This window comes from Aggregatibacter sp. oral taxon 513 (assembly GCF_018128305.1).
GTDB lineage: Bacteria > Pseudomonadota > Gammaproteobacteria > Enterobacterales > Pasteurellaceae > Aggregatibacter > Aggregatibacter segnis_A.
The window spans coordinates 591,576-615,406 of the sequence record NZ_CP072381.1 but is presented as its reverse complement, the minus strand read 5'-3'; the positions used below and the strand labels follow the sequence as shown (position 1 = coordinate 615,406).

Annotated in this window: 21 protein-coding genes; 14 read left to right on the top strand and 7 right to left on the bottom strand. The window is 42.9% G+C overall.

Annotated features, from left to right (window positions below):
* Window positions 1-234 precede the first annotated feature (234 nt).
* From potA to cdd, 5 genes are all read left to right on the top strand, one after another.
* Window positions 235-1,353, top strand: a complete 1,119-nt coding sequence (gene potA, locus J5A60_RS03060) for a spermidine/putrescine ABC transporter ATP-binding protein PotA (RefSeq protein WP_006717532.1) — start codon at window positions 235-237, stop codon at window positions 1,351-1,353.
* On the top strand, window positions 1,337-2,197 hold the full coding sequence (potB, locus tag J5A60_RS03055; RefSeq protein WP_109127731.1) for a spermidine/putrescine ABC transporter permease PotB: 861 nt from the start codon (window positions 1,337-1,339) through the stop codon (window positions 2,195-2,197). Before potA ends, potB begins: the two co-directional genes overlap by 17 nt.
* A complete protein-coding gene (gene potC, locus J5A60_RS03050; RefSeq protein WP_109127730.1) occupies window positions 2,197-2,970 on the top strand; it encodes a spermidine/putrescine ABC transporter permease PotC in 774 nt (257 codons plus the stop codon). Before potB ends, potC begins: the two co-directional genes overlap by 1 nt.
* A gap of 129 nt (window positions 2,971-3,099) precedes the next feature.
* Window positions 3,100-4,197 (top strand): extracellular solute-binding protein, encoded by a 1,098-nt coding sequence (locus J5A60_RS03045; protein ID WP_048749662.1) that lies wholly within the window; start codon window positions 3,100-3,102, stop codon window positions 4,195-4,197.
* Window positions 4,198-4,309: 112 nt separating this feature from the next.
* Window positions 4,310-5,206, top strand: coding sequence for a cytidine deaminase (gene cdd / locus J5A60_RS03040; RefSeq protein ID WP_048749515.1), 897 nt, complete (start codon window positions 4,310-4,312; stop codon window positions 5,204-5,206).
* A gap of 82 nt (window positions 5,207-5,288) precedes the next feature.
* Here the strand turns inward: cdd and serS are convergent, their stop codons facing one another.
* A complete protein-coding gene (serS, locus tag J5A60_RS03035; RefSeq protein ID WP_212510533.1) occupies window positions 5,289-6,605 on the bottom strand; it encodes a serine--tRNA ligase in 1,317 nt (438 codons plus the stop codon).
* 308 nt (window positions 6,606-6,913) lie between these two features.
* Here serS and J5A60_RS03030 point away from each other — a divergent pair, with 308 nt between their 5' ends.
* Window positions 6,914-8,581, top strand: a complete 1,668-nt coding sequence (locus tag J5A60_RS03030; RefSeq protein WP_048749511.1) for an anaerobic C4-dicarboxylate transporter — start codon at window positions 6,914-6,916, stop codon at window positions 8,579-8,581.
* 129 nt (window positions 8,582-8,710) lie between these two features.
* Here the strand turns inward: J5A60_RS03030 and J5A60_RS03025 are convergent, their stop codons facing one another.
* The 4 genes from J5A60_RS03025 to lrp form a co-directional block, all read right to left on the bottom strand.
* Window positions 8,711-10,051 carry a replication-associated recombination protein A gene (locus J5A60_RS03025; RefSeq protein ID WP_212510532.1) on the bottom strand — a complete coding sequence of 447 codons (1,341 nt, stop codon included), beginning with the start codon at window positions 10,049-10,051 and terminating at the stop codon, window positions 8,711-8,713.
* Window positions 10,052-10,063: 12 nt separating this feature from the next.
* Window positions 10,064-10,681: an outer membrane lipoprotein chaperone LolA gene (gene lolA, locus J5A60_RS03020; protein WP_212510531.1), complete on the bottom strand. Its 618-nt coding sequence runs from the start codon at window positions 10,679-10,681 to the stop codon at window positions 10,064-10,066.
* A 104-nt stretch (window positions 10,682-10,785) separates the two neighbouring features.
* Window positions 10,786-13,464 carry a DNA translocase FtsK gene (locus tag J5A60_RS03015; protein ID WP_212510530.1) on the bottom strand — a complete coding sequence of 893 codons (2,679 nt, stop codon included), beginning with the start codon at window positions 13,462-13,464 and terminating at the stop codon, window positions 10,786-10,788.
* Window positions 13,465-13,481: 17 nt separating this feature from the next.
* Window positions 13,482-13,961: a leucine-responsive transcriptional regulator Lrp gene (lrp, locus tag J5A60_RS03010; RefSeq protein ID WP_006717519.1), complete on the bottom strand. Its 480-nt coding sequence runs from the start codon at window positions 13,959-13,961 to the stop codon at window positions 13,482-13,484.
* Window positions 13,962-14,338: 377 nt separating this feature from the next.
* Between lrp and J5A60_RS03005 the strand changes: the two genes are divergently transcribed.
* Window positions 14,339-14,548 (top strand): cold-shock protein, encoded by a 210-nt coding sequence (locus J5A60_RS03005; RefSeq protein WP_006717517.1) that lies wholly within the window; start codon window positions 14,339-14,341, stop codon window positions 14,546-14,548.
* 94 nt (window positions 14,549-14,642) lie between these two features.
* Here the strand turns inward: J5A60_RS03005 and radA are convergent, their stop codons facing one another.
* Together radA and J5A60_RS02995 are read right to left on the bottom strand one after the other, a co-directional pair.
* A complete protein-coding gene (gene radA, locus J5A60_RS03000) occupies window positions 14,643-16,016 on the bottom strand; it encodes a DNA repair protein RadA (protein ID WP_109859085.1) in 1,374 nt (457 codons plus the stop codon).
* 4 nt (window positions 16,017-16,020) lie between these two features.
* Window positions 16,021-17,094, bottom strand: coding sequence for an inorganic triphosphatase (locus tag J5A60_RS02995; protein ID WP_212510529.1), 1,074 nt, complete (start codon window positions 17,092-17,094; stop codon window positions 16,021-16,023).
* Window positions 17,095-17,252: 158 nt separating this feature from the next.
* Here J5A60_RS02995 and J5A60_RS02990 point away from each other — a divergent pair, with 158 nt between their 5' ends.
* From J5A60_RS02990 to J5A60_RS02960, 7 genes are all read left to right on the top strand, one after another.
* Window positions 17,253-17,933, top strand: a complete 681-nt coding sequence (locus J5A60_RS02990; protein WP_006717512.1) for a TIGR00153 family protein — start codon at window positions 17,253-17,255, stop codon at window positions 17,931-17,933.
* A gap of 25 nt (window positions 17,934-17,958) precedes the next feature.
* Window positions 17,959-19,224, top strand: a complete 1,266-nt coding sequence (locus tag J5A60_RS02985) for an inorganic phosphate transporter (RefSeq protein WP_048749499.1) — start codon at window positions 17,959-17,961, stop codon at window positions 19,222-19,224.
* Between the two features lie 77 nt (window positions 19,225-19,301).
* Window positions 19,302-19,913 (top strand): TIGR04211 family SH3 domain-containing protein, encoded by a 612-nt coding sequence (locus tag J5A60_RS02980; protein WP_109859087.1) that lies wholly within the window; start codon window positions 19,302-19,304, stop codon window positions 19,911-19,913.
* The gene (locus tag J5A60_RS02975) at window positions 19,913-21,181 is read left to right on the top strand and encodes a multifunctional CCA addition/repair protein (RefSeq protein ID WP_109859088.1); all 1,269 of its coding nucleotides are present in this window, start codon (window positions 19,913-19,915) and stop codon (window positions 21,179-21,181) included. Before J5A60_RS02980 ends, J5A60_RS02975 begins: the two co-directional genes overlap by 1 nt.
* Before the next feature lie 74 nt (window positions 21,182-21,255).
* The gene (lolB, locus tag J5A60_RS02970) at window positions 21,256-21,882 is read left to right on the top strand and encodes a lipoprotein insertase outer membrane protein LolB (RefSeq protein WP_212510528.1); all 627 of its coding nucleotides are present in this window, start codon (window positions 21,256-21,258) and stop codon (window positions 21,880-21,882) included.
* Window positions 21,879-22,799, top strand: a complete 921-nt coding sequence (gene ispE / locus J5A60_RS02965; protein WP_212510527.1) for a 4-(cytidine 5'-diphospho)-2-C-methyl-D-erythritol kinase — start codon at window positions 21,879-21,881, stop codon at window positions 22,797-22,799. Before lolB ends, ispE begins: the two co-directional genes overlap by 4 nt.
* 41 nt (window positions 22,800-22,840) lie before the next feature.
* Window positions 22,841-23,791, top strand: a complete 951-nt coding sequence (locus tag J5A60_RS02960) for a ribose-phosphate pyrophosphokinase (RefSeq protein WP_006717500.1) — start codon at window positions 22,841-22,843, stop codon at window positions 23,789-23,791.
* Window positions 23,792-23,831: the final 40 nt, after the last annotated feature.

Genomic DNA, 23,831 nt, shown 5'->3' with positions numbered 1-23,831 from the left:
TTTCCGAAAAAACAATAAAAAATTGTGTTAAGTCTAGCTAGAAATAGGGCCAAAATCCTTGATATATCACAACTATTTTAGTTTTTATGAAAAAACCTGATTAATTCCTTTTCATTATCTCCCGTTCACTATATCATTAGCGCTTATTTTACAGTCGCCGCCTACATTTTTGTGGGCATTTGTTTCTAATTTTTACCGAAAAATTTCGGTACATTAGGGAGAAAACCAAAGAAAGTGGAAAACTCGGTTCAAAACAAGCCAATTATTGAGCTTCGTTCAATCAAAAAATCCTACGGTTCCAATACCATTATTAATGATTTTAATTTAACCATTAATAATGGTGAATTTGTCACCATTCTTGGCCCATCCGGTTGTGGTAAAACCACCGTGTTGCGTTTATTGGCCGGATTGGAGGAATTAGATTCAGGCAACATTATTTTGGACGGTGAAGACATTACCAATGTGCCGGCAGAAAAACGTCACATCAACACCGTATTCCAAAGCTATGCTTTGTTCCCGCACATGACGATTTTTGAAAACGTAGCTTTCGGTTTGCGTATGCAAAAAGTGCCGGAAAGCGAGATCAAACCTCGTGTGTTAGAGGCATTGCGTATGGTGCAGTTGGAAGAAATGGCGGAACGTAAACCAACCCAGCTTTCAGGCGGACAACAACAGCGTATCGCGATTGCTCGTGCGGTCGTCAATAAACCTAAAGTCTTATTGCTTGACGAATCTCTTTCTGCGTTGGACTACAAATTGCGTAAAAAAATGCAATACGAGTTAAAACAATTACAACGCCAATTAGGCATTACCTTTATTTTCGTTACGCACGACCAAGAAGAAGCCATTACGATGTCTGATCGTATTGTCTTATTGCGTAAAGGTAAAATTGCACAAGACGGTTCTCCACGTGAGATTTATGAAGATCCGGCAAACTTGTTTGTGGCGCGTTTCATCGGCGAAATTAACGTTTTTGATGCGACCGTGATTGAGCGTAAATCAGACAACGTGGTGCTTGCTAATGTGGAAGGCCGCATTTGCGATATCTATACCGATATTCCGGTCGAAAAAGATCAGCAACTTCAAGTCTTGCTTCGCCCGGAAGATATCGTGATTGAAGAATTAGATGAACACGAACAATCCAAAGCCATTATCGGTCATATTATCGACCGCACTTATAAAGGCATGACATTGGAATCTACCGTGGAATTCGAACATAACGGCAAACGCGTATTGGTCAGCGAATTCTTTAATGAAGATGACCCACATATGGATCACAGTGTCGGTCAACGCGTAGGCATTACATGGCACGAAGGTTGGGAGGTTGTACTCAACGATGAAGATAATCAATAATAAATTCCAAAAAATTACTGTTGCGATTATCTTCAGCTGGCTAATCTTCTTCGTGCTGATCCCAAACTTATTGGTATTAGTCGTAAGTTTTTTAACCCGAGATGGTAGCAACTTTTATGCCTTGCCATTTAACGTTGATAACTACATCAACCTGTTTAATCCGCTTTATGCGCAGGTGGTGTGGAACTCATTGTATATGTCGGGCATTGCCACCATTATTTGCTTACTCATTGGCTATCCGTTCGCCTTTATGGTCAGCAAAATTCACCCGAAATATCGACCGCTCTTATTGTTCCTTGTGGTGTTACCCTTCTGGACAAACTCGCTGATTCGTATTTACGGCATGAAAGTGTTCCTCGGCGTGAAAGGTGTGTTGAATACAATGTTGATGGACATGGGCATTTTGAGTGAGCCGATTCGCATTCTAAACACCGAAGTGGCGGTGATCATCGGTTTAGTCTATTTGCTTCTACCGTTTATGATTTTGCCACTCTACTCCGCGATTGAAAAATTAGACGGACGCTTATTAGAAGCGGCAAAAGACTTAGGTGCGAATGCTTTCCAACGTTTCTTCCGTGTGATTCTACCATTAACCATGCCGGGCATTATTGCCGGTTGTTTATTGGTATTATTGCCGGCAATGGGTATGTTCTATGTCGCCGACTTACTTGGCGGTGCGAAAGTGTTGCTTGTAGGTAACGTGATTAAGAGTGAATTCTTGATTTCCCGCAACTGGCCGTTCGGTTCTGCCATCAGTATCGGATTAACAATTCTCATGGCATTGTTGATTTTCGTGTACTACCGTGCAAATAAACTATTGAATAAGAAAGTGGAGTTAGAATAATGAGCCGTTTACTACGTAATATCTTTATGTTTGTGGTATACGCTTATTTGTATATCCCAATTATTATTTTAGTGACCAACTCCTTCAACGAAGACCGTTATGGTTTAAGTTGGAAAGGCTTTAGCTGGAGCTGGTACGAGCGTCTTTTCAATAACGACACCCTTATCCAAGCTGCAGTACACTCTGTGACGATTGCCTTCTTTTCGGCAACCTTAGCGACAATTATCGGTGGTTTAACCGCTATCGCCCTTTATCGCTACCGTTTCCGTGGCAAACAAGCTGTGAGTGGCATGTTGTTTATTGTGATGATGTCGCCGGATATCGTCATGGCGGTATCTTTGCTCGCCTTATTCATGGTAGTTGGTATTTCTTTAGGTTTCTGGTCGCTATTACTCGCCCACGTCACCTTCTGTTTGCCGTATGTCACCGTCACCATTTTCTCTCGCTTAAACGGTTTCGATGCAAGAATGTTAGAAGCTGCGAAAGATTTGGGTGCCAGTGAAGTGACGATTTTACGCAAAATCATCCTGCCACTTGCATTACCTGCTGTGGTATCCGGTTGGTTATTAAGCTTTACCATCTCGCTCGATGACGTTGTGGTGTCCTCTTTCGTGAGCGGTGTAAGCTATGAAATCCTACCGTTGCGTATTTTCTCCTTGGTGAAAACCGGTGTGACACCGGAAGTAAACGCCCTTGCAACCATCATGATTGTGCTTTCATTATTACTCGTAGTAGCCAGCCAATTTATCGGCAGAAAACACAAAGACATCTAGTCGTAATAATGTTTCACAAATAATTTAATATCACATACAATACGCCTTGACGCACAATCAAGGCGTTTTTTTATACCTGTATTTTATGCAGGTGGTTTTTTTCACCTCTTTTACGGAGAACAAACAAAAATGAAAAAATTTGCTGGTTTATTCACCGCAAGTATGATCGCTGTTGCCCTTACCGGTTGTAACGATAAAGACAACAAGCAAGCGCAAGCAACGCCGGAAGCCCCTAAAGCTGAAGCACCCGCAAATGATACCGTGTATCTTTACACTTGGACTGAATATGTACCGGATGGTCTTCTCGATGAATTCACCAAAGAAACCGGTATTAAAGTGATTGTTTCCAGTCTCGAATCCAACGAAACCATGTATGCAAAAATCAAAACCCAAGGTGCAGCCGGCGGTTATGATGTTATTGCGCCTTCTAACTACTTTGTGTCCAAAATGGCGCGCGAAGGGATGTTAAAAGAACTTGATCACAGCAAATTACCTGTCATTAAAGAATTAGACCCTGATTGGCTCGACAAACCTTACGACAAAGGCAACAAATATTCCCTTCCGCAATTATTAGGCGCACCAGGTATTGCCTTTAACACCAATACTTACAAAGGCAGCGATTTCACCTCCTGGGGTGATTTATGGAAACCTGAATTTGCCAACAAAGTGCAATTATTAGATGATGCCCGCGAAGTATTCAACATCGCGTTATTGAAAATCGGCCAGGATCCGAACACACAAGATCCGGCGATTATCAAACAGGCTTATGAAGAATTACTGAAATTACGTCCAAACGTGCTTTCTTTCAATTCCGACAACCCGGCAAACTCTTTCATTTCCGGTGAAGTGGAAGTCGGTCAATTATGGAATGGTTCCGTACGTATTGCGAAAAAAGAACAGGCACCTTTAGACATGGTATTCCCAAAAGAAGGTCCGGTCCTTTGGGTAGATACCCTCGCGATTCCGGTTACTTCTAAAAACCCGGAGGGCGCACACAAATTAATTAACTATATGTTGGGCGCAAAAGCGGCGGAAAAATTAACCTTAGCTATCGGCTATCCAACCGCTAACCTTGAAGCGAAAAAAGCCTTACCAAAAGAAATCACTGAAGATCCGGCAATCTATCCAACGGCTGAAGTATTAAAAAATAGCCACTGGCAAGATGATGTGGGTGATGCGATTCAATACTACGAACAATATTATCAAGAGCTGAAAGCAGCGAAATAATTTGTTCTCATAGCCATCACAAAAGTGCGGTCGAAATTTATATTAATTTTCAACCGCACTTTTTTTATCCGGTGCTAAGATAAGGACATTAAAAACGAAAAAGGAGAGAATTATGACAACACCAATTTCAGACAAAATTCACCACGCGTTGTCCCAAATTGATAATGCACTGTTAGCTCAGGATATTTGGCTTATTTTACAAGAGCAAAAATTTATGGGATTCCTACCGCACTTTGTCGTACAGCACTTATGCAACAAACATCAAATCACTCCTCAACAGCTCTCCCTTCAACTGCTCCCTATTGCCGCTTGTTATGCCACCACGCCTATCTCACATTTTAATGTTGGCGCGATCGCCACAGGGGTGAGCGGCAATTTTTATTTTGGCGCGAATCAAGAATTTTGCCAAACAGATATTCAACAAACCATCCACGCCGAACAAAGTGCGATCAGCCATGCTTGGATGCTCGGAGAAAAACAAATCACCGATATTAGCGTCAACTACACGCCATGTGGCCATTGTCGCCAGTTTATGAATGAATTAAATAGCGCAGAAAGATTACAAATTCATTTACCGCATAGCCAGAATAATCCGTTGCACCAATATTTACCTGATGCATTCGGGCCAAAAAACTTAAACATTCAGCTACATTTGCTGGATCAACATGACAATCAATTATCCTTAAACAGCAACGACCCAGTGATTTCACAAGCCCTTGCGATGGCTAACCAAGCGCATGCGCCTTATTCAAACTCTTTCCATGGCATTGCATTACAAACGCAAGATCAACACATTTATCACGGCAGTTATGCGGAAAATGCGGCATTTAACCCTAGCCTACCGGCTATGCAGGTTGCGCTGAATTATCTTATTTTAAGTGGTGAAATGGTAGAAAATATCACCCGTGCGGTGATGGTCGAAAAATCTCAAACCTTAAACTACAAAGTAATAGCAGATGCCCTACTCGCCAGCGTATGTGAGGTGAAATTAGAATATTTTGAGGTATAAAAGTGCGGTGAATTTTCAGTGCGTTTTTAAGAGAAAAAAATGGGTGCGTATAACCGCACCCATATTTATTTTTTTAAGTAATTTAGTTTGCAGATTTACCAATCACCTCTAATCCGCCCATGTAAGGACGTAAAACCTCCGGTACGGTAATCGAACCGTCAGCATTTTGATAGTTTTCCAAAACTGCTACTAAGGTACGCCCCACGGCTAAACCGGAACCATTAAGGGTGTGCACCAAACGGGTTTTCTTGTCGCCTTTTAAACGACAGCGTGCTTGCATACGACGCGCTTGGAAATCCCACATGTTAGAGCAAGAAGAAATTTCACGGTACGTATTTTGCGCCGGTACCCAAACTTCTAAATCATAGGTTTTGCAGGAACCAAAGCCCATATCACCGGTGCAAAGTAATACTTTACGATATGGCAAACCAAGTAACTGCAAGACTTTTTCCGCATGACCGGTCAGTTCTTCCAGTGCATCCATGGATTTTTCCGGTTCCACAATTTGAACCAATTCCACTTTATCAAATTGGTGCATTCGAATTAAACCGCGTGTATCACGACCGTAAGAACCTGCTTCAGAACGGAAACATGGCGTATGTGCGGTCATTTTTAACGGTAAATTTTCCGCTTCTAAAATGTCACCACGTACCAAGTTAGTGACCGGCACTTCCGCTGTCGGGATCAACGCATAAGTGCGTTGCACTTCATTTGGATCTTGCCCTTCTAGCGGTTTCGTGTGGAATAAATCTTCACTGAATTTAGGTAATTGACCTGTGCCATAAAGCGTATCGTGGTTCACTAAATAAGGCACATAAGCTTCCGTGTAACCATGTTGTTCCGTATGTAAATCCAACATAAATTGCGCGAGTGCACGATGTAATTTAGCAATTTGACCTTTCATCACCACAAAGCGGGAACCGGTTAATTTCACCGCAGAAGCAAAATCTAAGCCTTGTAAATTTTCGCCTAACGCAACGTGGTCTTTTACCTCAAAATCAAATTTGCGTGGTTCACCCCAACGGGATACTTCAAGATTTTCAGTGTCATCTTTCCCTAAAGGCACTTCATCAGCAGGAATGTTCGGGATGTTTAAGGCAATGTCATTTAACGCATTTTGTACTTTTTCTAACTCAACTTTACCTTGCTCTAATTCTGCTGCCATGTGGTCTACTTCTGCCAACAATGGCGCAATGTCTTCTCCACGGGCTTTTGCCGCACCGATCGCTTTAGAACGGGCATTACGTTCTGCTTGTAACGTTTCGGTTTTTACCTGTAAGGCTTTGCGTTGTTCTTCTAGTTGCGTGATATTTGCCACATCAAGCGTGAAACCACGTTTAATTTTTAATTTTTCTGCGACTTCTGCCAAATTATTACGAAGTAAATTCGGATCGATCATACTTTTACCTTTCTTCTTCTGTTTATTAATACCGTGTTAAAAATTGCGTTTATTCTATATCGTATTCAAGCAATAAACTAGCAAAAACATGGACTAAAGTGCGGTCAGAAATCGCCATGTTTTTTCGTCCAGCCCAATTTTCTACTCAAAAAGAGGTCATCGAATACTCCCTATGAGTTTAAAACAAGGCAAATAAAACTTTGATGTAACGCAACAATTTTCCTAATTCTACTACTTAATAAGTAGTCTTAATGTTAGACTAGCGCTGATTTTCTCGTCACCAAATGAAATTATTTTCTGGAGTATCTATGGAATTTCTAATGAACTTAAGTGAAGGCTCGCAATTTGCTATTCAACTTGCGATCGTCTTAATCTGTTTATTCTACGGCGCCAAAAAAGGCGGTATCGCTCTCGGTTTGTTAGGCGGTATCGGTCTTATTGTCTTGGTGTTCGGCTTCGGCATTGAACCGGGTAAACCGGCAATCGATGTCATGTTAACCATCCTTGCGGTGGTAGTAACATCTGCAACATTACAAGCCAGTGGCGGTTTAGATGTGATGTTGCAAATCGCAGAAAAATTACTACGTAAAAACCCGAAATACGTCAGTATTCTCGCTCCGTTCGTTACCTGCACCCTCACTATTCTTTGCGGTACCGGACACGTGGTTTATACCATGTTACCGATTATTTACGATATCGCGATTAAAAACGACATTCGTCCGGAACGCCCAATGGCAGCAAGTTCTATCGCCTCACAAATGGGTATCATCGCTTCCCCGGTTTCCGTTGCAGTAGTCACCTTAACGGCTTTCTTGGTGAATGCACAAAACCATTTAGCCGGCTTTGACGGTTACTTAGATTTATTAAAAATCACTGTGCCATCCACCCTTTGTGGTGTTTTAGCTATTGGTATCTTCAGCTGGTTCCGTGGTAAAGATTTAGATAAAGACCAAGAATTCCAAGAAAAATTAAAAGATCCTGAATTCAAAAAATATGTGTATGGCGACAGCGCTTCCCTACTTGATAAAAAATTACCACAATCCAGCTGGAACGCAATGTGGATTTTCTTTGGTGCCATTTTAGTGGTTGCCTTATTGGGTTATTTCAAAGAATTGCGTCCATCTTTTGAGAAAAGTGCACCGGCACAAGTCGTTGAAGTGCTTTCAGGCGATAAAGCAGTCAAAAGCTTTAACGTGAAAGACGGTAAAATTCTTGCCGTAGCCAAAGACGGTAAAGTTGCTCTTGATGTTAAAGACAACAAAGCTAAAGCAAAAACCGCTTATGACAGCGTTGAGATTTACGACAACAAAGGTACATTAACCCAAACTGTTGTTTTACAAGATAACAATGTGGTCATTACTGACGGCGATAAAACAGAAACCATTGAAAACGCGACAATCGGCTTAAAAGACACTGCGAAGAAAAAAGTCACTTTAGGCATGGTTCACGTTATCCAAATCTTCATGTTATTGGCCGGCTCATTAATCATCATCTTTACAAAAACCGATGCCGGCAAAATTAGTAAAAATGAAATCTTCCGTTCCGGTATGATTGCATTAGTGGCAGTGTTCGGGATTTCTTGGATGGCAGAAACCATGTTTACCGTCCATACACCGATGATGAAAGCAGCCTTAGGGGATGTCGTAAAAGCGCACCCTTGGACTTATGCTGTGATGCTACTATTAATCTCTAAATTCGTTAACTCCCAAGCTGCTGCATTGGTGGCATTCGTACCGCTTGCATTAGGTATCGGTGTTGACCCGGCGATTATTCTTGCCTTCGCAGCGGCTTGCTACGGTTACTACATTTTACCAACCTACCCAAGCGACTTGGCCGCGATTCAATTTGACCGTTCAGGTACGACCCACATCGGTAAATTTGTCATCAACCACAGCTTTATTTTACCGGGCTTAATCGGTGTAATTACTTCCTGTATCTTCGGTTATATTTTCACAACCCTGTTTGGATACTTGTAATTTAGATTAGATTTAATCAGATGAAAAAAGGCTACTTCTCATGAAGTAGCCTTTTTTATATGTTCATAAATCAAAAAACAATTCTAAAATCAACCGCACTTTTATCTGGTTCGAATGCAAATAGAAACCCTACTTATAACGTTTCTTCTGGCTTTCCTGATCCAATCCTTTTAACCAGTCCAATTTCTCTTTCATCTTAATTTCCATCCCTCTTGTAGTCGGAAAATAAAATTGTGTGTCTTTAAGTTCTGGCGGGAAGTAATTTTCACCCGCGGCGTAGGCGTTGGGTTCATCGTGGGCATAGCGATATTCAGCACCGAAACCGAGATCTTTCATCAGATTGGTTGGCGCGTTGCGGAGGTGTTCCGGCACATCAAAATCAGCTGATTCCGTCGCCAATTTTTTCGCAGCTTTAAAAGCAAGGTAAACCGCATTGCTTTTCGGTGCAACGGCTAAATACACGATAGCTTGTGCAATGGCGCGTTCGCCTTCGGCGGCACCTACACGAGTAAAGCAATCCCAGGCGGCAAGGGCGACTTGCATTGCGCGCGGGTCAGCATTTCCCACATCTTCCGAAGCGATTGCCAACAAACGGCGTGCCACATAAAGAGGATCGCCGCCGGCAGTGATAATGCGGGCATACCAATAGAGTGCCGCATCTGGTGCGGATCCGCGAATGGATTTATGTAGCGCAGAAATGAAATCGTAGAATCGGTCGCCTTGTTTGTCAAAGCGCACTTGGCGTTCACCTAAGACTTCCGTGAGTAAAGTGCGGTCTAAAATTTTGCCGTTTTTCGATTCGGCCGCCATGTCCACCATCATTTCGAGGCAATTCAACGCAAGGCGTGCATCGCCATTGACATATTCCGCCAAAAGCGACAACAAATTTTCCTGCAAATCTAACCGCACTTTGCCCAAGCCGTTTTCCGGATCATCAATGGCTTGTTGCAACACACGCTCAATTTCCTGCGTGGAAAGTGGTTTGAGAATATAAACCCGTGCGCGGGAAAGCAGTGCGTTATTTAATTCAAAGGAAGGATTTTCTGTGGTGGCACCAATAAAAATAATGGTGCCATCTTCAATATGAGGCAGGAATGCATCTTGCTGGCTTTTGTTGAAACGATGCACTTCATCCACAAACAAAATGGTACGCAAACCCGCCAATTTATTTTGTTTGGCTTTTTCGATAGCTTCGCGAATTTCTTTAATGCCGCTGGTAACGGCGGAAATACGCTCCACTTCCGCCTGAATGCATTGCGCGATAATTTCTGCCAACGTGGTTTTGCCGGTGCCGGGTGGCCCCCAGAAAATCATGGAATGAACATAGCCTGCCTCAATCGCTTTACGCAACGGTTTACCTTCGCCCAACAAATGAGACTGGCCACAATATTGCGCCAAGGTGGTTGGCCGCATTCTGGCTGCTAAAGGGCGAAAGTCATTTTCGTTGAAATCAAAGCTAAAGTTAGACATGGTTCAATTCGCTTATTTTTTACGTTGGTCGTCCAATTCTACGCCTTTCGGTACGCTAAATTTAAACAAACCGCTATCTAAATGTTGGTTGGTAATATTGCGCAAGATATATTGATTAGACTGCCCGTCTTTTTCAATGGTACTAAAACCTTTTAATACGCCGTTTTGATCGATACGAATATCAAATTGCTTGATATTGCTGTTTTTGGCTTTCGGTTTTAACACGAACGTGTCATCTTTTTGTTCCACCGAATATTGCGCCCAATGACTTTTGTCATTGCTGGTGAGCAACACGAATGGCGTATTATTTACCGCCTCTTTTACCCAATTGGCCGTCACTTGTTCCACAAAGGGATCATAGAACCAAAGGGTTTGTCCATCCGCAATAATTTGGGTTTCTTGTGGGGATTTGGTATCCATACGAAACAAATTCGGACGCTTGATTTGTAACTTTCCGTTGCCTTGTTGCACATTTTTACCATTTGCCGAACTCACCGTTTGTGCAAAATCGGCACTTAACGTATCCACTTTATTTAAGCGATTCTGTAACTCAATATCGGCATTTGCCCATGCAAAAGAGGCTATCGCCAAAAGAGAAAGTGCGGTGAGTTTTTGAAACGTTTTTTTCATGTTATTCAATTCCTTATTAAGATTGCCTTTCGTCGCCTCATTTATGAATCGATTAAACAGCAAAAAATACAGTAACCCTTTGACCTCAAAAGGTGAGATTTATTCTAATAATCTGCCCCACGCGCCAAAATCTCACGTTTGCCGTTTTGCAATGGCGAGACGATACCCTGCTCTTCCAGTTGATCCATGATATTCGCGGCACGATTAAATCCCACACGAAAACGGCGTTGAATCGCAGAAATTGAGGTGGTACCTGTACTAACAACAAACTCGACCACTTCATCAAACAACTCATCGGTCTCGCCCGAGCTATCACCTAACCGTTCTAAGGCGTCTTCATCCTCGTTGCCGTCTAAGATGCCATCAATGTAATTCGGTTTACCACGCGCTTTCCAATCATCTACGACACGGCCTACTTCCTCATCGCTCATAAAGGCACCGTGAATACGGACTAATTCGGTAGAACCTTGCGGTGAATACAACATGTCGCCCTTGCCCAGCAAGGATTCGGCACCACCTGCATCGAGAATCGTACGTGAGTCAATTTTAGTTGCCACAGTGAACGCGATACGGCTCGGCACATTGGCTTTAATCAAGCCGGTAATCACATCCACAGAAGGACGTTGCGTTGCCAAAATTAAGTGAATTCCCACTGCGCGGGCTTTTTGCGCCAAACGAGCAATCAGTTCTTCCACCTGTTTGCCGGCAACCATCATTAAATCGGCAAATTCATCTACGACGACTACAATATAGCTGAGTTTTTCCAACGGAGGCGGAAGCTGATCCATAGAATCGCCCGGACGCCACAATGGATTTGGAATCGGCATTTTTAACGCATCATATTCATCGATTTTTTCATTAAATCCTTCAATGTTACGTACCCGTAAAGCAGACAATAATTGATAACGACGTTCCATTTCATCCACGCACCAACGCAACGCATTGGCAGCTTTTTTCATGTCGGTCACCACTTCCGTCAACAGATGAGGAATGTCGTTATAAATAGAAAGTTCGACAACTTTCGGGTCAATCATGATGAACTTGACCTCTTCCGGTTTCACGCGATAAAGCAAGCTTAAAATCATCGTATTCACGCCAACGGATTTTCCGGAACCGGTGGTTCCCGCCACCAATAAGTGAGGCATTTTAGCCAAGTCCACGATCATAGGTTTACCGCTAATATCTTTACCTAATGCCATGGAAAGCAACGCTTTGGCATTACGGAATTCATCGCTATCCAGCACATCGCGAAGCGGCACCATTTGACGATGATCATTCGGTGTTTCAATGCCGATATAAGGTTTACCTGGGATGACTTCCGCCACACGAATTGAGCGGAACATCAAAGCGCGCGCCAAGTCTGTATCCAAACTGGTGACTTTGGCGGCTTTTACGCCTGGGTCTAATTCCAATTCATAACGGGTTACCACTGGACCAACCAACACATCTTTCACTTTGGCTTTCACATTGAAATTGCGTAACTGTTGTTCAATACGTTGCGAGGTTTCCACAATTTCTTCTTGAGTAATATTTTGAGCTTTGCTTTGGTGACGCTCCAATAAATCCAAGCTCGGCAATGGTGTGGTCGGTTTTTCTACGTTAGCTTTATGCTGCTGAAATGCCGGATGCACAAGAGAATCACCATAAGGTTTATATTGTGGCGTAATGTGAGGTACGCCTGTTTCGACTTCTTCTGTGTCACTCACCGACGGAGTAACTACGGTTGTTTCATGATGAATTTGAGTCGGTTGTAACGTCTCTTCATGCGCATTCGCATGTGGCGATGCTAAAGACACCGTTGGCATCATTTCCCGTTCTGAAAAATCATGGGAAAAATCCACCGCACTTTGGATCTCAGTCTTTGGCTCAACAGGTACTTGTGTCAGTGGTAGAGCGTCTTGGGCAGGTGTAGCAATGGTCACATTGGGTAATGCCTCTTGCTGCTCAAAATCATAAGAAATAAACGCATCAGCAGTATCAGTCTCTTTTTCCATAGTAATCGTCATAGTGTCAGAAGACACTGATGTCGTTTCTTCAGAGAGCCCGGTGATATGAAGCTGATGATTTGATTCCGTATTTGTTTCTGCTGAATTTTCTTCAGCCAAGCCTTTTGCCTGCGTCATTAGGCTTTCTTGAGAAACCAAAATAATTTCTTCTTTCGCTTCAGCAGGAGCATTTTCTTCTGCTTGCGGTTGCGTTTCTTCCGCTGGTGGCGTTTGCATGGTTAACCATTGATAAAAACGAAGCAACAGACGAATAAACGAAGCACCGGAGCACAAAATAAAGCCCGCGAGGGCAAAAATGCCCGCGAAGACAAGCAATCCGAATTTTCCGGCCGCCTCATAGAACGTTAACGTGAGCCAGCCGCCTAACACGCCACCGGATAAATAATTTGCCGTGTTGTTAAAAGACAATGTGCAAATGACCGTTAACCCGCAAAGCAATAAAATAAAACCGAATGTCCGCAAACTAAATTTCGTCCATGTCAGCGAAGTCACTCGTTTAGTACGAATTAAATACGTGGGAATAAAACACAACATGAACGGAATAACATTCCCCACGTAACCGAAGAGTACAAAAAATAGATCCACAAACCACGCCCCGAATGCGCCGGCTTTGTTGATGGTATCTGGTGCAAAACTGGAGGTCGCCCAGGAGTTATCCAGCGGCGTGTATCCCGACCAAGCAATGATCAGATAAAACCCGAAAAGTGCGGTCATACCTAGCAACAAATTTAATAAATAATATTTCGGGGAAAAATGTTCGGTAATACGTTTAATCATGCTTTACGACTTTATCTCTATTTTAACTGTAAAAAATTGGTTTGTTTGACTTCTTCCATCACCACATAAGTGCGGGTGTCATTTACGCCGGGTAACCGTAACAAAGTGGTCCCCAGCAATTTACGGTACGCTGCCATATCCGCCACTCGGGTTTTCAATAAATAATCGAAATCACCGGAAACCAAATGGCATTCTTGAATTTCATCCAACTGTTGTACTGCTAAATTAAATTCTTCAAAGACATCGGGTTTACCACGGACTAACGTAATTTCTACGATCACTAACAATGGGGAATCCAATAATTCCGGATTCAGTAAGGCGCGATATCCCATAATCACCCCTTGTTTCTCCAAACGTTTTACACGTTCTAAACAAGGCGTTGGGGATAATCCCACTTTTTTTGACAAATCAATGTTGGAAATTTTGCCGTTGCGTTGTAATTCATTGAGTATTTTTATATCAATGGCATCTAAAGCTTTTGTTAATTTCTTTTCCATGTGTGACGTTCGTATGAATGAATGAGAGAAAATAGTGATTAATTCTAGCCTATTTGACCCAATATTGCAGTAAGAAAGTAGAAAGCTCTCCAATATTCATTTAATACAAAATTTAATTTGTTTAACTCTATTTTGCATTCAATCAAAGAACAATGCAGATCTGAGCAAAAAGAGATTGTTTTCATTCCCTTTGCGTGTTCTAATGAGCACCCGCTAGACAGTCACTTCAGTAAGTTAGTTATTTCGGTTCTTCCTCATTCAAGTTTTGAATTTGTGCTTTGAAGATTCAATTTATCCATCTCTATTTAAGTTAAATCGCTAGCAATTCGTGCTGAACATAAGCACACAATTTCATTATTTAAAATAAGGAAGACAACATGTCTAAATTAAACGGCACCGTAAAATGGTTCAATTCAACAAAAGGTTTCGGTTTTATCGCACCTGAAGATGGTTCTAAAGATGTTTTCGTACACTTCTCCGGCATCGTGGGTAATAATTTCCGTACTTTAAACGAAGGCGACCGCGTTGCTTTTAACGTACAAGATTCCCAACGTGGTCCAACAGCCGTTGACGTTGAAGTGATTTAAGAAACATTTCTGTATAAAAATAGCCCTTCTCAAAAGGGCTATTTTTTTATCTATCGTTTTTATTCATCCGCATTTTCAAAAGTGCGGTCATTTTTTAAAGCGAATCTAAGATCCCTAATGCATCAACTAATTTCTTCACGGTGAACACCTGCATGTTTTCCACCGCATGTTTTGGCTTATTCCCGAACGGAACAATCGCACGTTTAAAACCGTGTTTTGCGGCCTCACTAATACGTTCCTGCCCACTTGGCACAGGGCGAATTTCACCGGCTAATCCCACCTCGCCAAACACCACAAGATCTTGTGGTAACGGACGGTTACGAAAGCTGGAAATAAGCGCCAAAAGCAACGCCAAATCGGCACTGGTTTCGGTAACTTTAACACCGCCAACGACATTCACAAACACATCTTGATCCGCCATTTGCAATCCCCCGTGGCGATGCAACACAGCGAGCAATAAAGCAAGACGGTTTTGTTCTAACCCCACAGCAACACGGCGTGGATTGGCGAGCATAGAATGATCCACCAGCGCTTGAATTTCCACCAACAACGGGCGTGTACCTTCCCATAGCACCATCACCGAGCTGCCGGGCGTTTGTTCATCACCGCGACTTAAAAAAATCGCCGATGGGTTTTTCACTTCACGTAAACCTTGTTCTGTCATGGCAAATACGCCCAACTCATTCACGGCACCAAAGCGGTTTTTGTGGCTACGCAAGGTGCGGTAGCGAGAATCTGTTTCGCCTTCCAATAATAAGGAACAGTCAATGGCATGCTCTAACACCTTCGGTCCGGCAAGTGTGCCGTCTTTGGTGACGTGTCCCACCATGATGATTGCCACTTGTCGGGTTTTCGCATAACGCGTTAAAAAAGAAGCACATTCACGCACCTGTGCCACACTGCCCGGTGACGATTGAATATCCGCCAAGTGCATCACCTGAATAGAGTCGATCACGATAATTTGCGGTTTTAATTGATCCGCCAAATTACAAATCTGCTCGACGGAAGTTTCCGACAGCATATTCAGTTTTTCCGGCGGCAACCCAAGGCGTTTGGCTCGCATAGCAACTTGCTGCAAAGATTCTTCACCGGTCACATAAAGTGCGGTCATTTTTTGTGACAAATGACACATCACCTGCAACAATAATGTACTTTTCCCCGCGCCAGGATGCCCCCCGATCAGAATCGCACTGCCCGGTACTACCCCGCCGCCCAGCACGCGATCCAGTTCATAAAAACCACTGCTAAAACGCGGTGTTTCCTGGAGGCTGATTTCACTTAACGTTTGAATTTTAGCGCGGGTTTCACCGGCATAGCCACTAAACCGATCCGCTTTATTATTTGACGTAGAAACCAACCGCACTTCGGTGATGGTATTCCAAGCTTTACAGGCGCCACACTGCCCTTGCCAACGGGAATATTCTGCGCCGCAATCGTTACAAACATAAGCCGTTTTTGTTTTCGCCATAGGGTTATCCGCCGATCGTTAACGTCATCAGGTGAAGCATGCGTTGTGCATATTGCGGCGTTTGAATAAGGTCGAGCAATTTATTCATCGCCAGCGCATTATCTTTCGTCTCACTGTGCAAACGAATGACGTCATGTAGTTTCGCCAAAACATCCGCGTTCGCTTCGGTTAAATCGTTCAACACATTTTCTTGTGCATAATGTTGATTTGCTGCCAGCTGTTCATTCAACGCTGCTTCTAACAAAGATTTATTGTCTTCGCAATAATGATACAGGTTGAAAAAAGCCCCAACGCGCTCTACGGTTTTAATAAAATCCGATGCAAAAAAATGAGCCCCTAAAGCCAATGTTTCTTCCACTAAAGACTGCTCATAAGTTAAAAGTGCGGTCAATTTTTCCGTTGTTTTTTGCATCCGTTTTTCCGAATACAAAAAGCCGCGCCACTGTTCAATCCAATCACTGGCTTTCGTCGTTTTATTTTGGGCTAATTGATATCCACGTTTTGCTTTACTGACGGAATAAAAATGTACCTTGTCTGCATAATGGGTTAAAAAATCAGCGACAAAGGCAAAAAATGGCCCCAATTCACCAGACTTCACTTCAAACTCAATTTCACGAATAGGCTGTTGTTTGTCGCCCGCAATAACATTTCCCTGATCAAAAGCCACTTCAATTTGGCAATCGGGCGTATATTGAACCAGCCATGTTTGGCGCATAAAGTCGGTGCTAAAAATCGGCTGTAAGGGCTCATCAACATTTTCTAATACAAGCCCATGCTGACGAATTAACGCCGCTAAATTAGGTTCTGATGTCGGTAATTCCACATTATATTCCGGACGCACATGCAACCCACCGGATACTTTGCCATCGGTTTTTAAGGTCAAGGTGTAATGGTCATCTTGCTGACGTACACGCAAGCCCATTTTCTGCTGAGTGAAATAGTTATCGGCAGTGTCGTAATAAGTATTGGCTAAAAAGGCTTTTTGCTGTTCGATAATGTGGAAATGATGCAGCAAGGCATTGAGCTGTTCTTCTTGAATATCACCGACCGCTAATTTTAATTCGATTTCGTTTGCCATGATAAAATCCTTTAAGATCATAAAGTTTTGTATTTACTCTGAATTCATGGGTTTTATTATCCAATAAAAGCCTGATTTTTTCGATTAAAATCGTGAATTTTTCATTTACATCAGGTAATATGCGCGTGAATTATTAACCTTAATTAGGAGTCATTTTCATGGCAATGAATAACATCCTTGGATTATTTGCCCACTCCCCTTTAAAGCCGTTACAAAAACACTCCAATAAAGTCACTGAATGCTGTGAATTATTGGTTCCTTTCTTTGAAGCGATCTTCCGTGAAGACTGGAATGCCGCTGAACAATTCCGCTTAGATATTTCCGCCCATGAGCGTCAAGCCGATGCATTAAAACGTGAAATTCGTTTGAAATTACCACGCGGTTTATTCATGCCGATTGAGCGTACCGATTTATTAGAATTGGTCACACAACAAGACAAATTAGCGAATTACGCAAAAGACATAGCCGGCCGCATGGTTGGACGCCAATTCGGTATTCCGCCGGAAATGCACGATGAATTTATGAGCTATGTGAGACGCAGCTTAGATGCTACCGAACAAGCCCATAAAGTGATCGAAGAAATGGATCAATTATTAGAAACCGGTTTCAAAGGTCGTGAATTAAACTTTGTTAATCAAATGATTAACGAGTTAGATATCATTGAAGATGATACCGATCAGATGCAAATCAAATTAAGAAAAATGCTTTATGAGGTTGAAGGTCGTTACAACCCAATCGATGTCATGTTCTTATATAAAATTATTGAATGGGTTGGCGTGCTTGCCGACCAAGCACAACGAGTCGGTTCACGCATTGAATTAATGCTGGCTCGCTCATAATTTCCATTTACTTAGGTATTTTTCAATGGAACTACTTCATCAATACGGCTCATTATTGATTTTCATTACAGCCGTTTTTGGCTTTTTCATGGCCTTTGGCGTAGGAGCCAACGATGTTTCAAATGCAATGGGAACATCCGTTGGCTCAGGAACAATCACAGCAAAACAAGCCATTATTATTGCAATGATTTTTGAAGCGGCAGGTGCTTATCTTGCCGGTGGCGAGGTCACCGAAACCATCAAAAGCGGCATTATCGACACCATGCAATTTGTTGCCGAGCCGGAAGTGCTGGTCTTTGGCATGATGTCAGCTTTATTCGCTTCAGGCGCATGGTTATTAATTGCCTCCCGTATGGGCTGGCCGGTATCCACAACCCACTCTATCGTCGGTGCGATCATCGGTTTCGCTTGCGTGACTGCAGGACCGCACTCTGTTGACTGGAGCAACATTAAAAATATTGTGGGAAGCTGGTTTATCACCCCCTTACTTGCCGGTTTACTTGCTTACGCTATTTTTATCAGCACACAAAAACTGATTTTCGATACAGAAAGTCCTTTTAGAAATGCACAAAAATACGGCCCTTACTACATGGGCATCACCATTTTTATTTTGTGTATCGTGACCTTAAACAAAGGGTTAAAACACGTTGGATTGAATTTAAGTAGCACAGAGAACTTACTGATTTCTTTTGCTATCGGCATTATTTCCATTATTTACAGCCACTTTTATTTCCGTAGCATCAAATTTAAATACAAAATGTTGGAGGGCGGCTCCTTCGGTGGCGTAGAAAAAGTCTTCAGTATTCTGATGTTGATGACCGCTTGCGCCATGGCGTTTGCCCATGGTTCAAACGATGTAGCCAATGCCATCGGACCACTTTCTGCGGTTGTTGCCATTATTGAAAGCGGCGGTCAGATTGTTAACAACGTTCCCCTTGCTTGGTGGATTCTACCTTTAGGTGCCGCAGGGATTGTTGTTGGTTTAATTGTTATGGGTTATAAAGTGATGGCAACCATCGGTACCGGCATTACAGATCTGACCCCTAGCCGTGGTTTTGCCGCCCAGTTTGCAACAGCAACCACCGTGGTGATTGCTTCCGGCACCGGATTGCCGATTTCCACGACACAAACCTTGGTTGGTGCGGTATTAGGTATCGGTTTTGCGCGCGGTATCGCGGCCATTAACTTAAACGTTATTCGTAGTATTGTTGTTTCTTGGGTGGTTACGCTACCGGCCGGTGCGTTCTTCTCCATTATTATTTATTACCTCTTAACAACTATTTTCCATTAATCCTGTCTGAAAAAGTGCGGTCAATATTTACGTTAAAATTTCACCGCACTTTTCGTTTTTTTATAAAGGATTTCCCTATGCAAAAAGCTTTATCTACACTGCTTGCGCTATTTTGTTTCACTGTTGGCATGTCTGCCGCACAAGGAGAAACAAAATACGTCACAGAAAACCTCTCCACGTTTTTACGCAAAGGCGCCGGTGAACAATTTAAAATTGCCGGTACTATTCAAGCAGGCGAAGCCGTTACCGTATTAGATAAAAAAGATCGTTACACACTGGTTCGCGACAGTAAAAACCGTGAAGCTTGGATTTTAAGCAGTGAACTCAGCACTAGCGCCAGTAGCAAAGATGAAAATCCGAGATTAAAAAATCACATTCAAGAGTTGAGTTTAAAACTCAATCGTTTAGACGATGATTGGCAAAAACGCACGGTAGAAATGCAACGCCGTACCAAACAGGCGGAGCAACAAAGTAGCGAATTATTAGAACAAAATTCCCAACTCAAACGGGAATTGGAAATGACCAAAAATAAAAATCGTGATTTAGAAGCCATGTTAGATGCCGGCAAACGCGAAATTGCCATTCAATGGTTCATCTACGGCGGTTCGGTACTTGGCGTGGGATTGGTTCTCGGCTTAGTATTACCGCTTATTATACCTAAACGCCGTCGTCGCGATAGTTGGTCATAATGGCGGAAAAATTTCACGTCTATTTAGTCGGCGGAGCAGTTCGCGATCAGCTCCTCAACCTCCCCGTCAAAGATCGGGATTGGGTGATTGTGGGCGCCACGCCACAAGATTTGTTAAATCAAGGCTATCAACAAGTCGGCAAAGATTTCCCGGTTTTTCTCCATCCACAAAACAAAGAAGAGTATGCTTTGGCGCGTACTGAACGCAAAGCGGGCAAAGGTTACACTGGCTTTATTTGCGATTTTTCAGCTGACATCACGTTAGAACAAGATTTAGTTCGTCGCGATCTTACCATTAACGCCATTGCGCAAGATTTAGCCGGCAATTTATACGACCCCTATCATGGCGTGGAAGATCTAGAAAAACGTGTTTTGCGCCATGTTTCCCCCGCATTTTCGGAAGATCCTTTACGCGTTTTGCGGGTCGCCCGTTTTGCTGCTCGCTATCATTACTTAGGCTTCAACATCGCTGATGAAACCCTACAATTAATGACCGCACTTAGTGCGCAAGGCGAGCTACAGCATCTGACAGCCGAGCGCGTTTGGGCAGAAACTGAAAAAGCCTTAAATGAAAAAAATCCTGAAATTTACTTTGAAACCTTGCGTCAAGTTGGTGCACTCAAAGTACTCTTTCCCGAATTAGATGCCCTTTATGGTGTGCCAAATCCGGCAAAATATCATCCGGAAATCGATAGCTTCGTGCATACAATGATGGTACTACAACAGGCAACACAGCTTTCAGAACAGGTCGATTGTCATAAAAGTGCGGTGCGTTTTGCCGCCATTTGTCATGACTTAGGCAAAGCCTGTACCCCAAAACAAAACTGGCCCCATCACCACGGACACGAAAAACTGGGCGTTGCACCGACAAAAAGCCTGTGTAAACGTTTAAAAGTACCGACATATTATCAACAACTGGCAGAACTCACCTGCGAATATCATTCACATGTTCACAAAGTATTTGAGCTACGCCCGGAAACCATTGTAAAACTGTTTAATACTTTTGATGTATGGCGTAAGCCATTGCGTTTTATGGAATTTCTTCTTGTTTGTTTTGCGGATACGCGAGGTCGCAAAGGATTTGAACACATTCAATACCCTCAACAGGAATTTGCCATCGCCTTGTATCAAGCCGCATTAAAAGTAGATATTCAATCAATTATCGCTGCCGGTTTTGAAAACAAAGCCATTCGTGATCAACTTAATCGCGGACGTATTTTTGCCGTCAAACAAAAACGCCAAGAAATCTTACCGCACTTTAAACCCTAAACCGGCGTTGAATGCTTTACGCCATAAAAATCGAACCGTAAAATCAGCGTTATTTTTTATCAAACAGGTCATATATGAAAACCATTAAATTTTCTCTTTGGATTCTCTTCGCCGGACTGTTATTGGGCGGCTGTACCGTCGATCAGCAACGCCCTACCGATGTAAAATACATCGAAAAAACGGATCCCACATGGCAACAGCATTTAAAACAGTTACAACAAATCAAAAGTTACCAAGCTTTAGGCCAACTGGGTTATATCAGCACGAAAGAACGTTTCTCTACCCGTTTTGACTGGCAATATCACCATCCACAAAATTACACGTTGAAACTTTATTCCACGCTCAGTAGCGAAACGCTACAAATTGAAATGCACCCACAAGGCATGACAATTTCCGACAATAAAGGTCGTCAACGTTCTGCGACCGATGCCAAAATGCTACTTAGAGAAATTATCGGCATGGATTTCCCATTGGATGAATTTGTCTTTTGGCTAAAAGGTCAACCGAAAGATAACAGCGACTATTTAGTGGCAGAAAATCACTTCCTCGGTTCTTTTACCCATCGCGTTGACGGCAAAACGTGGACGGCGGATTATCTGTCCTATCACCTCAATCGCCAGCCTCCAATGCCGGAAAATATCTTGCTGAAAACCGAAGGGCAAACCCTGAAAATTCGCGTGGATGAATGGAACTTAAAATGAAAACATACCAATTTTCCACCGCACTTTTAGTGCCAGAAGGCTTAAATAATGAAGCCGGCCTGCGTTTCCCTTGCCCGGCGAAATTAAATCTGTTCTTGTATATCAACGGAAAACGCCCGGATGGTTATCACGAATTACAAACCCTATTTCAATTTGTGGATTTTGGCGATTGGCTATCGATTAGGGTAAGAAATGACGGCAAAATCAATTTAATTTCGCCAATCGCTGATTTAGCACCTGAAGATAATTTGATTTATCGTGCAGCACATTTATTACAGCAAAAAACCGGTTGCTCACTCGGCGCGGATTTGCAATTAGATAAAATTCTGCCCATCGGCGGTGGCGTGGGTGGCGGTTCTTCTAACGCGGCAACGGCTCTTGTTGCCTTAAATCATTTATGGCAAACCCATTTAGACACCGAGCAACTTGCCGCTCTTGGTTTAAGCTTAGGTGCGGATGTCCCCATTTTCGTGCATGGCAAAGCCGCATTTGCCGAAGGCGTAGGCGAAAAAATCACCTATTGCGAACCACCGGAGAAGTGGTATCTCGTGATCAAGCCAAATGTGTCTATTTCTACTGCCGTGGTTTTTTCCTCTCCTGATTTACCGCGAAATACCCCGAAAAAATCACTACAACAATTATTGTCCGAAGAATACATAAACGATTGCGAAAAAGTTGTACGAGATCACTATTCAGAGGTTGAAGAAATACTGAACTGGTTGGTAGAATATGCTCCGGCAAGATTAACAGGAACCGGCGCTTGTGTTTTTGCGGAATTTGACGATGAAAAATCTGCTCAATCCGTGCTCAACGACATGCCAAAAGCGTATTTTGGATTTGTTGCTAAAGGATTAAACGTTTCACCGTTACGCACCATGTTGGAACAGCTTAAAAGTGAAAATCCGTTTCTCCGTTAACCCCCTAATTTTATCATCTAACACCTGAGGTCAAACTTACAATGCCAGATATTAAACTCTTCGCCGGTAACGCTACACCGGAACTCGCCAAGCGTATTTCAATATGCTTAAAAACGAAATTAAGCGATGCAACCGTTGGTCGTTTCAGCGATGGTGAAGTACAAGTGCAAATCAATGAAAATGTTCGCGGTAGCGATGTATTTATCATTCAATCAACCTGCGCACCAACAAATGACAACTTAATGGAATTATTGGTTATGGTTGATGCATTACGTCGCGCGTCTGCCGGTCGTATTACTGCCGTAATCCCTTATTTCGGTTATGCCCGCCAAGACCGCCGCGTTCGTTCTGCTCGTGTACCGATTACAGCAAAAGTAGTTGCCGACTTCTTATCCGGCGTTGGCGTTGACCGTGTGTTAACCTGCGATTTACACGCAGAACAAATCCAAGGTTTCTTTGATGTGCCGGTAGATAACGTATTCGGTTCTCCTGTGTTAATCGATGACATTTTGAAAAAAACCGACTTAGTGAATCCAATCGTTGTGTCTCCGGACATCGGTGGTGTCGTACGTGCCCGTGCTGTGGCGAAATTATTAAACGACACCGACATGGCGATTATCGACAAACGCCGTCCACGTGCCAACGTTTCTCAAGTAATGCACATCATTGGTGATGTGGCAGATCGTGACTGTATCTTGGTTGATGACATGATCGACACCGGCGGCACCTTATGCAAAGCGGCTGAAGCCTTAAAAGAACGTGGTGCTAAACGCGTCTTCGCTTACGCTACACATGCGGTATTCTCAGGTTCTGCCGCGAAAAACCTTGCCAGCGATGCGTTAGACGAAGTTGTCGTAACAGATACCATTCCGTTGACGGACGAAATTATCGCATTAGGTAAAGTTCGCTCATTAACATTATCCAAAATGCTTGCAGAAGCGATTCGCCGTATCAGCAACGAAGAATCCATCTCTGCAATGTTTGATGAATAAGCGAAAAATACATATAAAATCAACCGCACTTTAAATGACA

Coding starts and splice junctions, on each gene's coding strand:
- potB (WP_109127731.1), top strand. CDS start 1,337: ATGAAGATAATCAATAATAAATTCCAAAAAATTACTGTTGCGATTATC.
- potC (WP_109127730.1), top strand. CDS start 2,197: ATGAGCCGTTTACTACGTAATATCTTTATGTTTGTGGTATACGCTTAT.
- J5A60_RS03045 (WP_048749662.1), top strand. CDS start 3,100: ATGAAAAAATTTGCTGGTTTATTCACCGCAAGTATGATCGCTGTTGCC.
- cdd (WP_048749515.1), top strand. CDS start 4,310: ATGACAACACCAATTTCAGACAAAATTCACCACGCGTTGTCCCAAATT.
- serS (WP_212510533.1), bottom strand. CDS start 6,605: ATGATCGATCCGAATTTACTTCGTAATAATTTGGCAGAAGTCGCAGAA.
- J5A60_RS03030 (WP_048749511.1), top strand. CDS start 6,914: ATGGAATTTCTAATGAACTTAAGTGAAGGCTCGCAATTTGCTATTCAA.
- J5A60_RS03025 (WP_212510532.1), bottom strand. CDS start 10,051: ATGTCTAACTTTAGCTTTGATTTCAACGAAAATGACTTTCGCCCTTTA.
- lolA (WP_212510531.1), bottom strand. CDS start 10,681: ATGAAAAAAACGTTTCAAAAACTCACCGCACTTTCTCTTTTGGCGATA.
- J5A60_RS03015 (WP_212510530.1), bottom strand. CDS start 13,464: ATGATTAAACGTATTACCGAACATTTTTCCCCGAAATATTATTTATTA.
- lrp (WP_006717519.1), bottom strand. CDS start 13,961: ATGGAAAAGAAATTAACAAAAGCTTTAGATGCCATTGATATAAAAATA.
- J5A60_RS03005 (WP_006717517.1), top strand. CDS start 14,339: ATGTCTAAATTAAACGGCACCGTAAAATGGTTCAATTCAACAAAAGGT.
- radA (WP_109859085.1), bottom strand. CDS start 16,016: ATGGCGAAAACAAAAACGGCTTATGTTTGTAACGATTGCGGCGCAGAA.
- J5A60_RS02995 (WP_212510529.1), bottom strand. CDS start 17,094: ATGGCAAACGAAATCGAATTAAAATTAGCGGTCGGTGATATTCAAGAA.
- J5A60_RS02990 (WP_006717512.1), top strand. CDS start 17,253: ATGGCAATGAATAACATCCTTGGATTATTTGCCCACTCCCCTTTAAAG.
- J5A60_RS02985 (WP_048749499.1), top strand. CDS start 17,959: ATGGAACTACTTCATCAATACGGCTCATTATTGATTTTCATTACAGCC.
- J5A60_RS02980 (WP_109859087.1), top strand. CDS start 19,302: ATGCAAAAAGCTTTATCTACACTGCTTGCGCTATTTTGTTTCACTGTT.
- J5A60_RS02975 (WP_109859088.1), top strand. CDS start 19,913: ATGGCGGAAAAATTTCACGTCTATTTAGTCGGCGGAGCAGTTCGCGAT.
- lolB (WP_212510528.1), top strand. CDS start 21,256: ATGAAAACCATTAAATTTTCTCTTTGGATTCTCTTCGCCGGACTGTTA.
- ispE (WP_212510527.1), top strand. CDS start 21,879: ATGAAAACATACCAATTTTCCACCGCACTTTTAGTGCCAGAAGGCTTA.
- J5A60_RS02960 (WP_006717500.1), top strand. CDS start 22,841: ATGCCAGATATTAAACTCTTCGCCGGTAACGCTACACCGGAACTCGCC.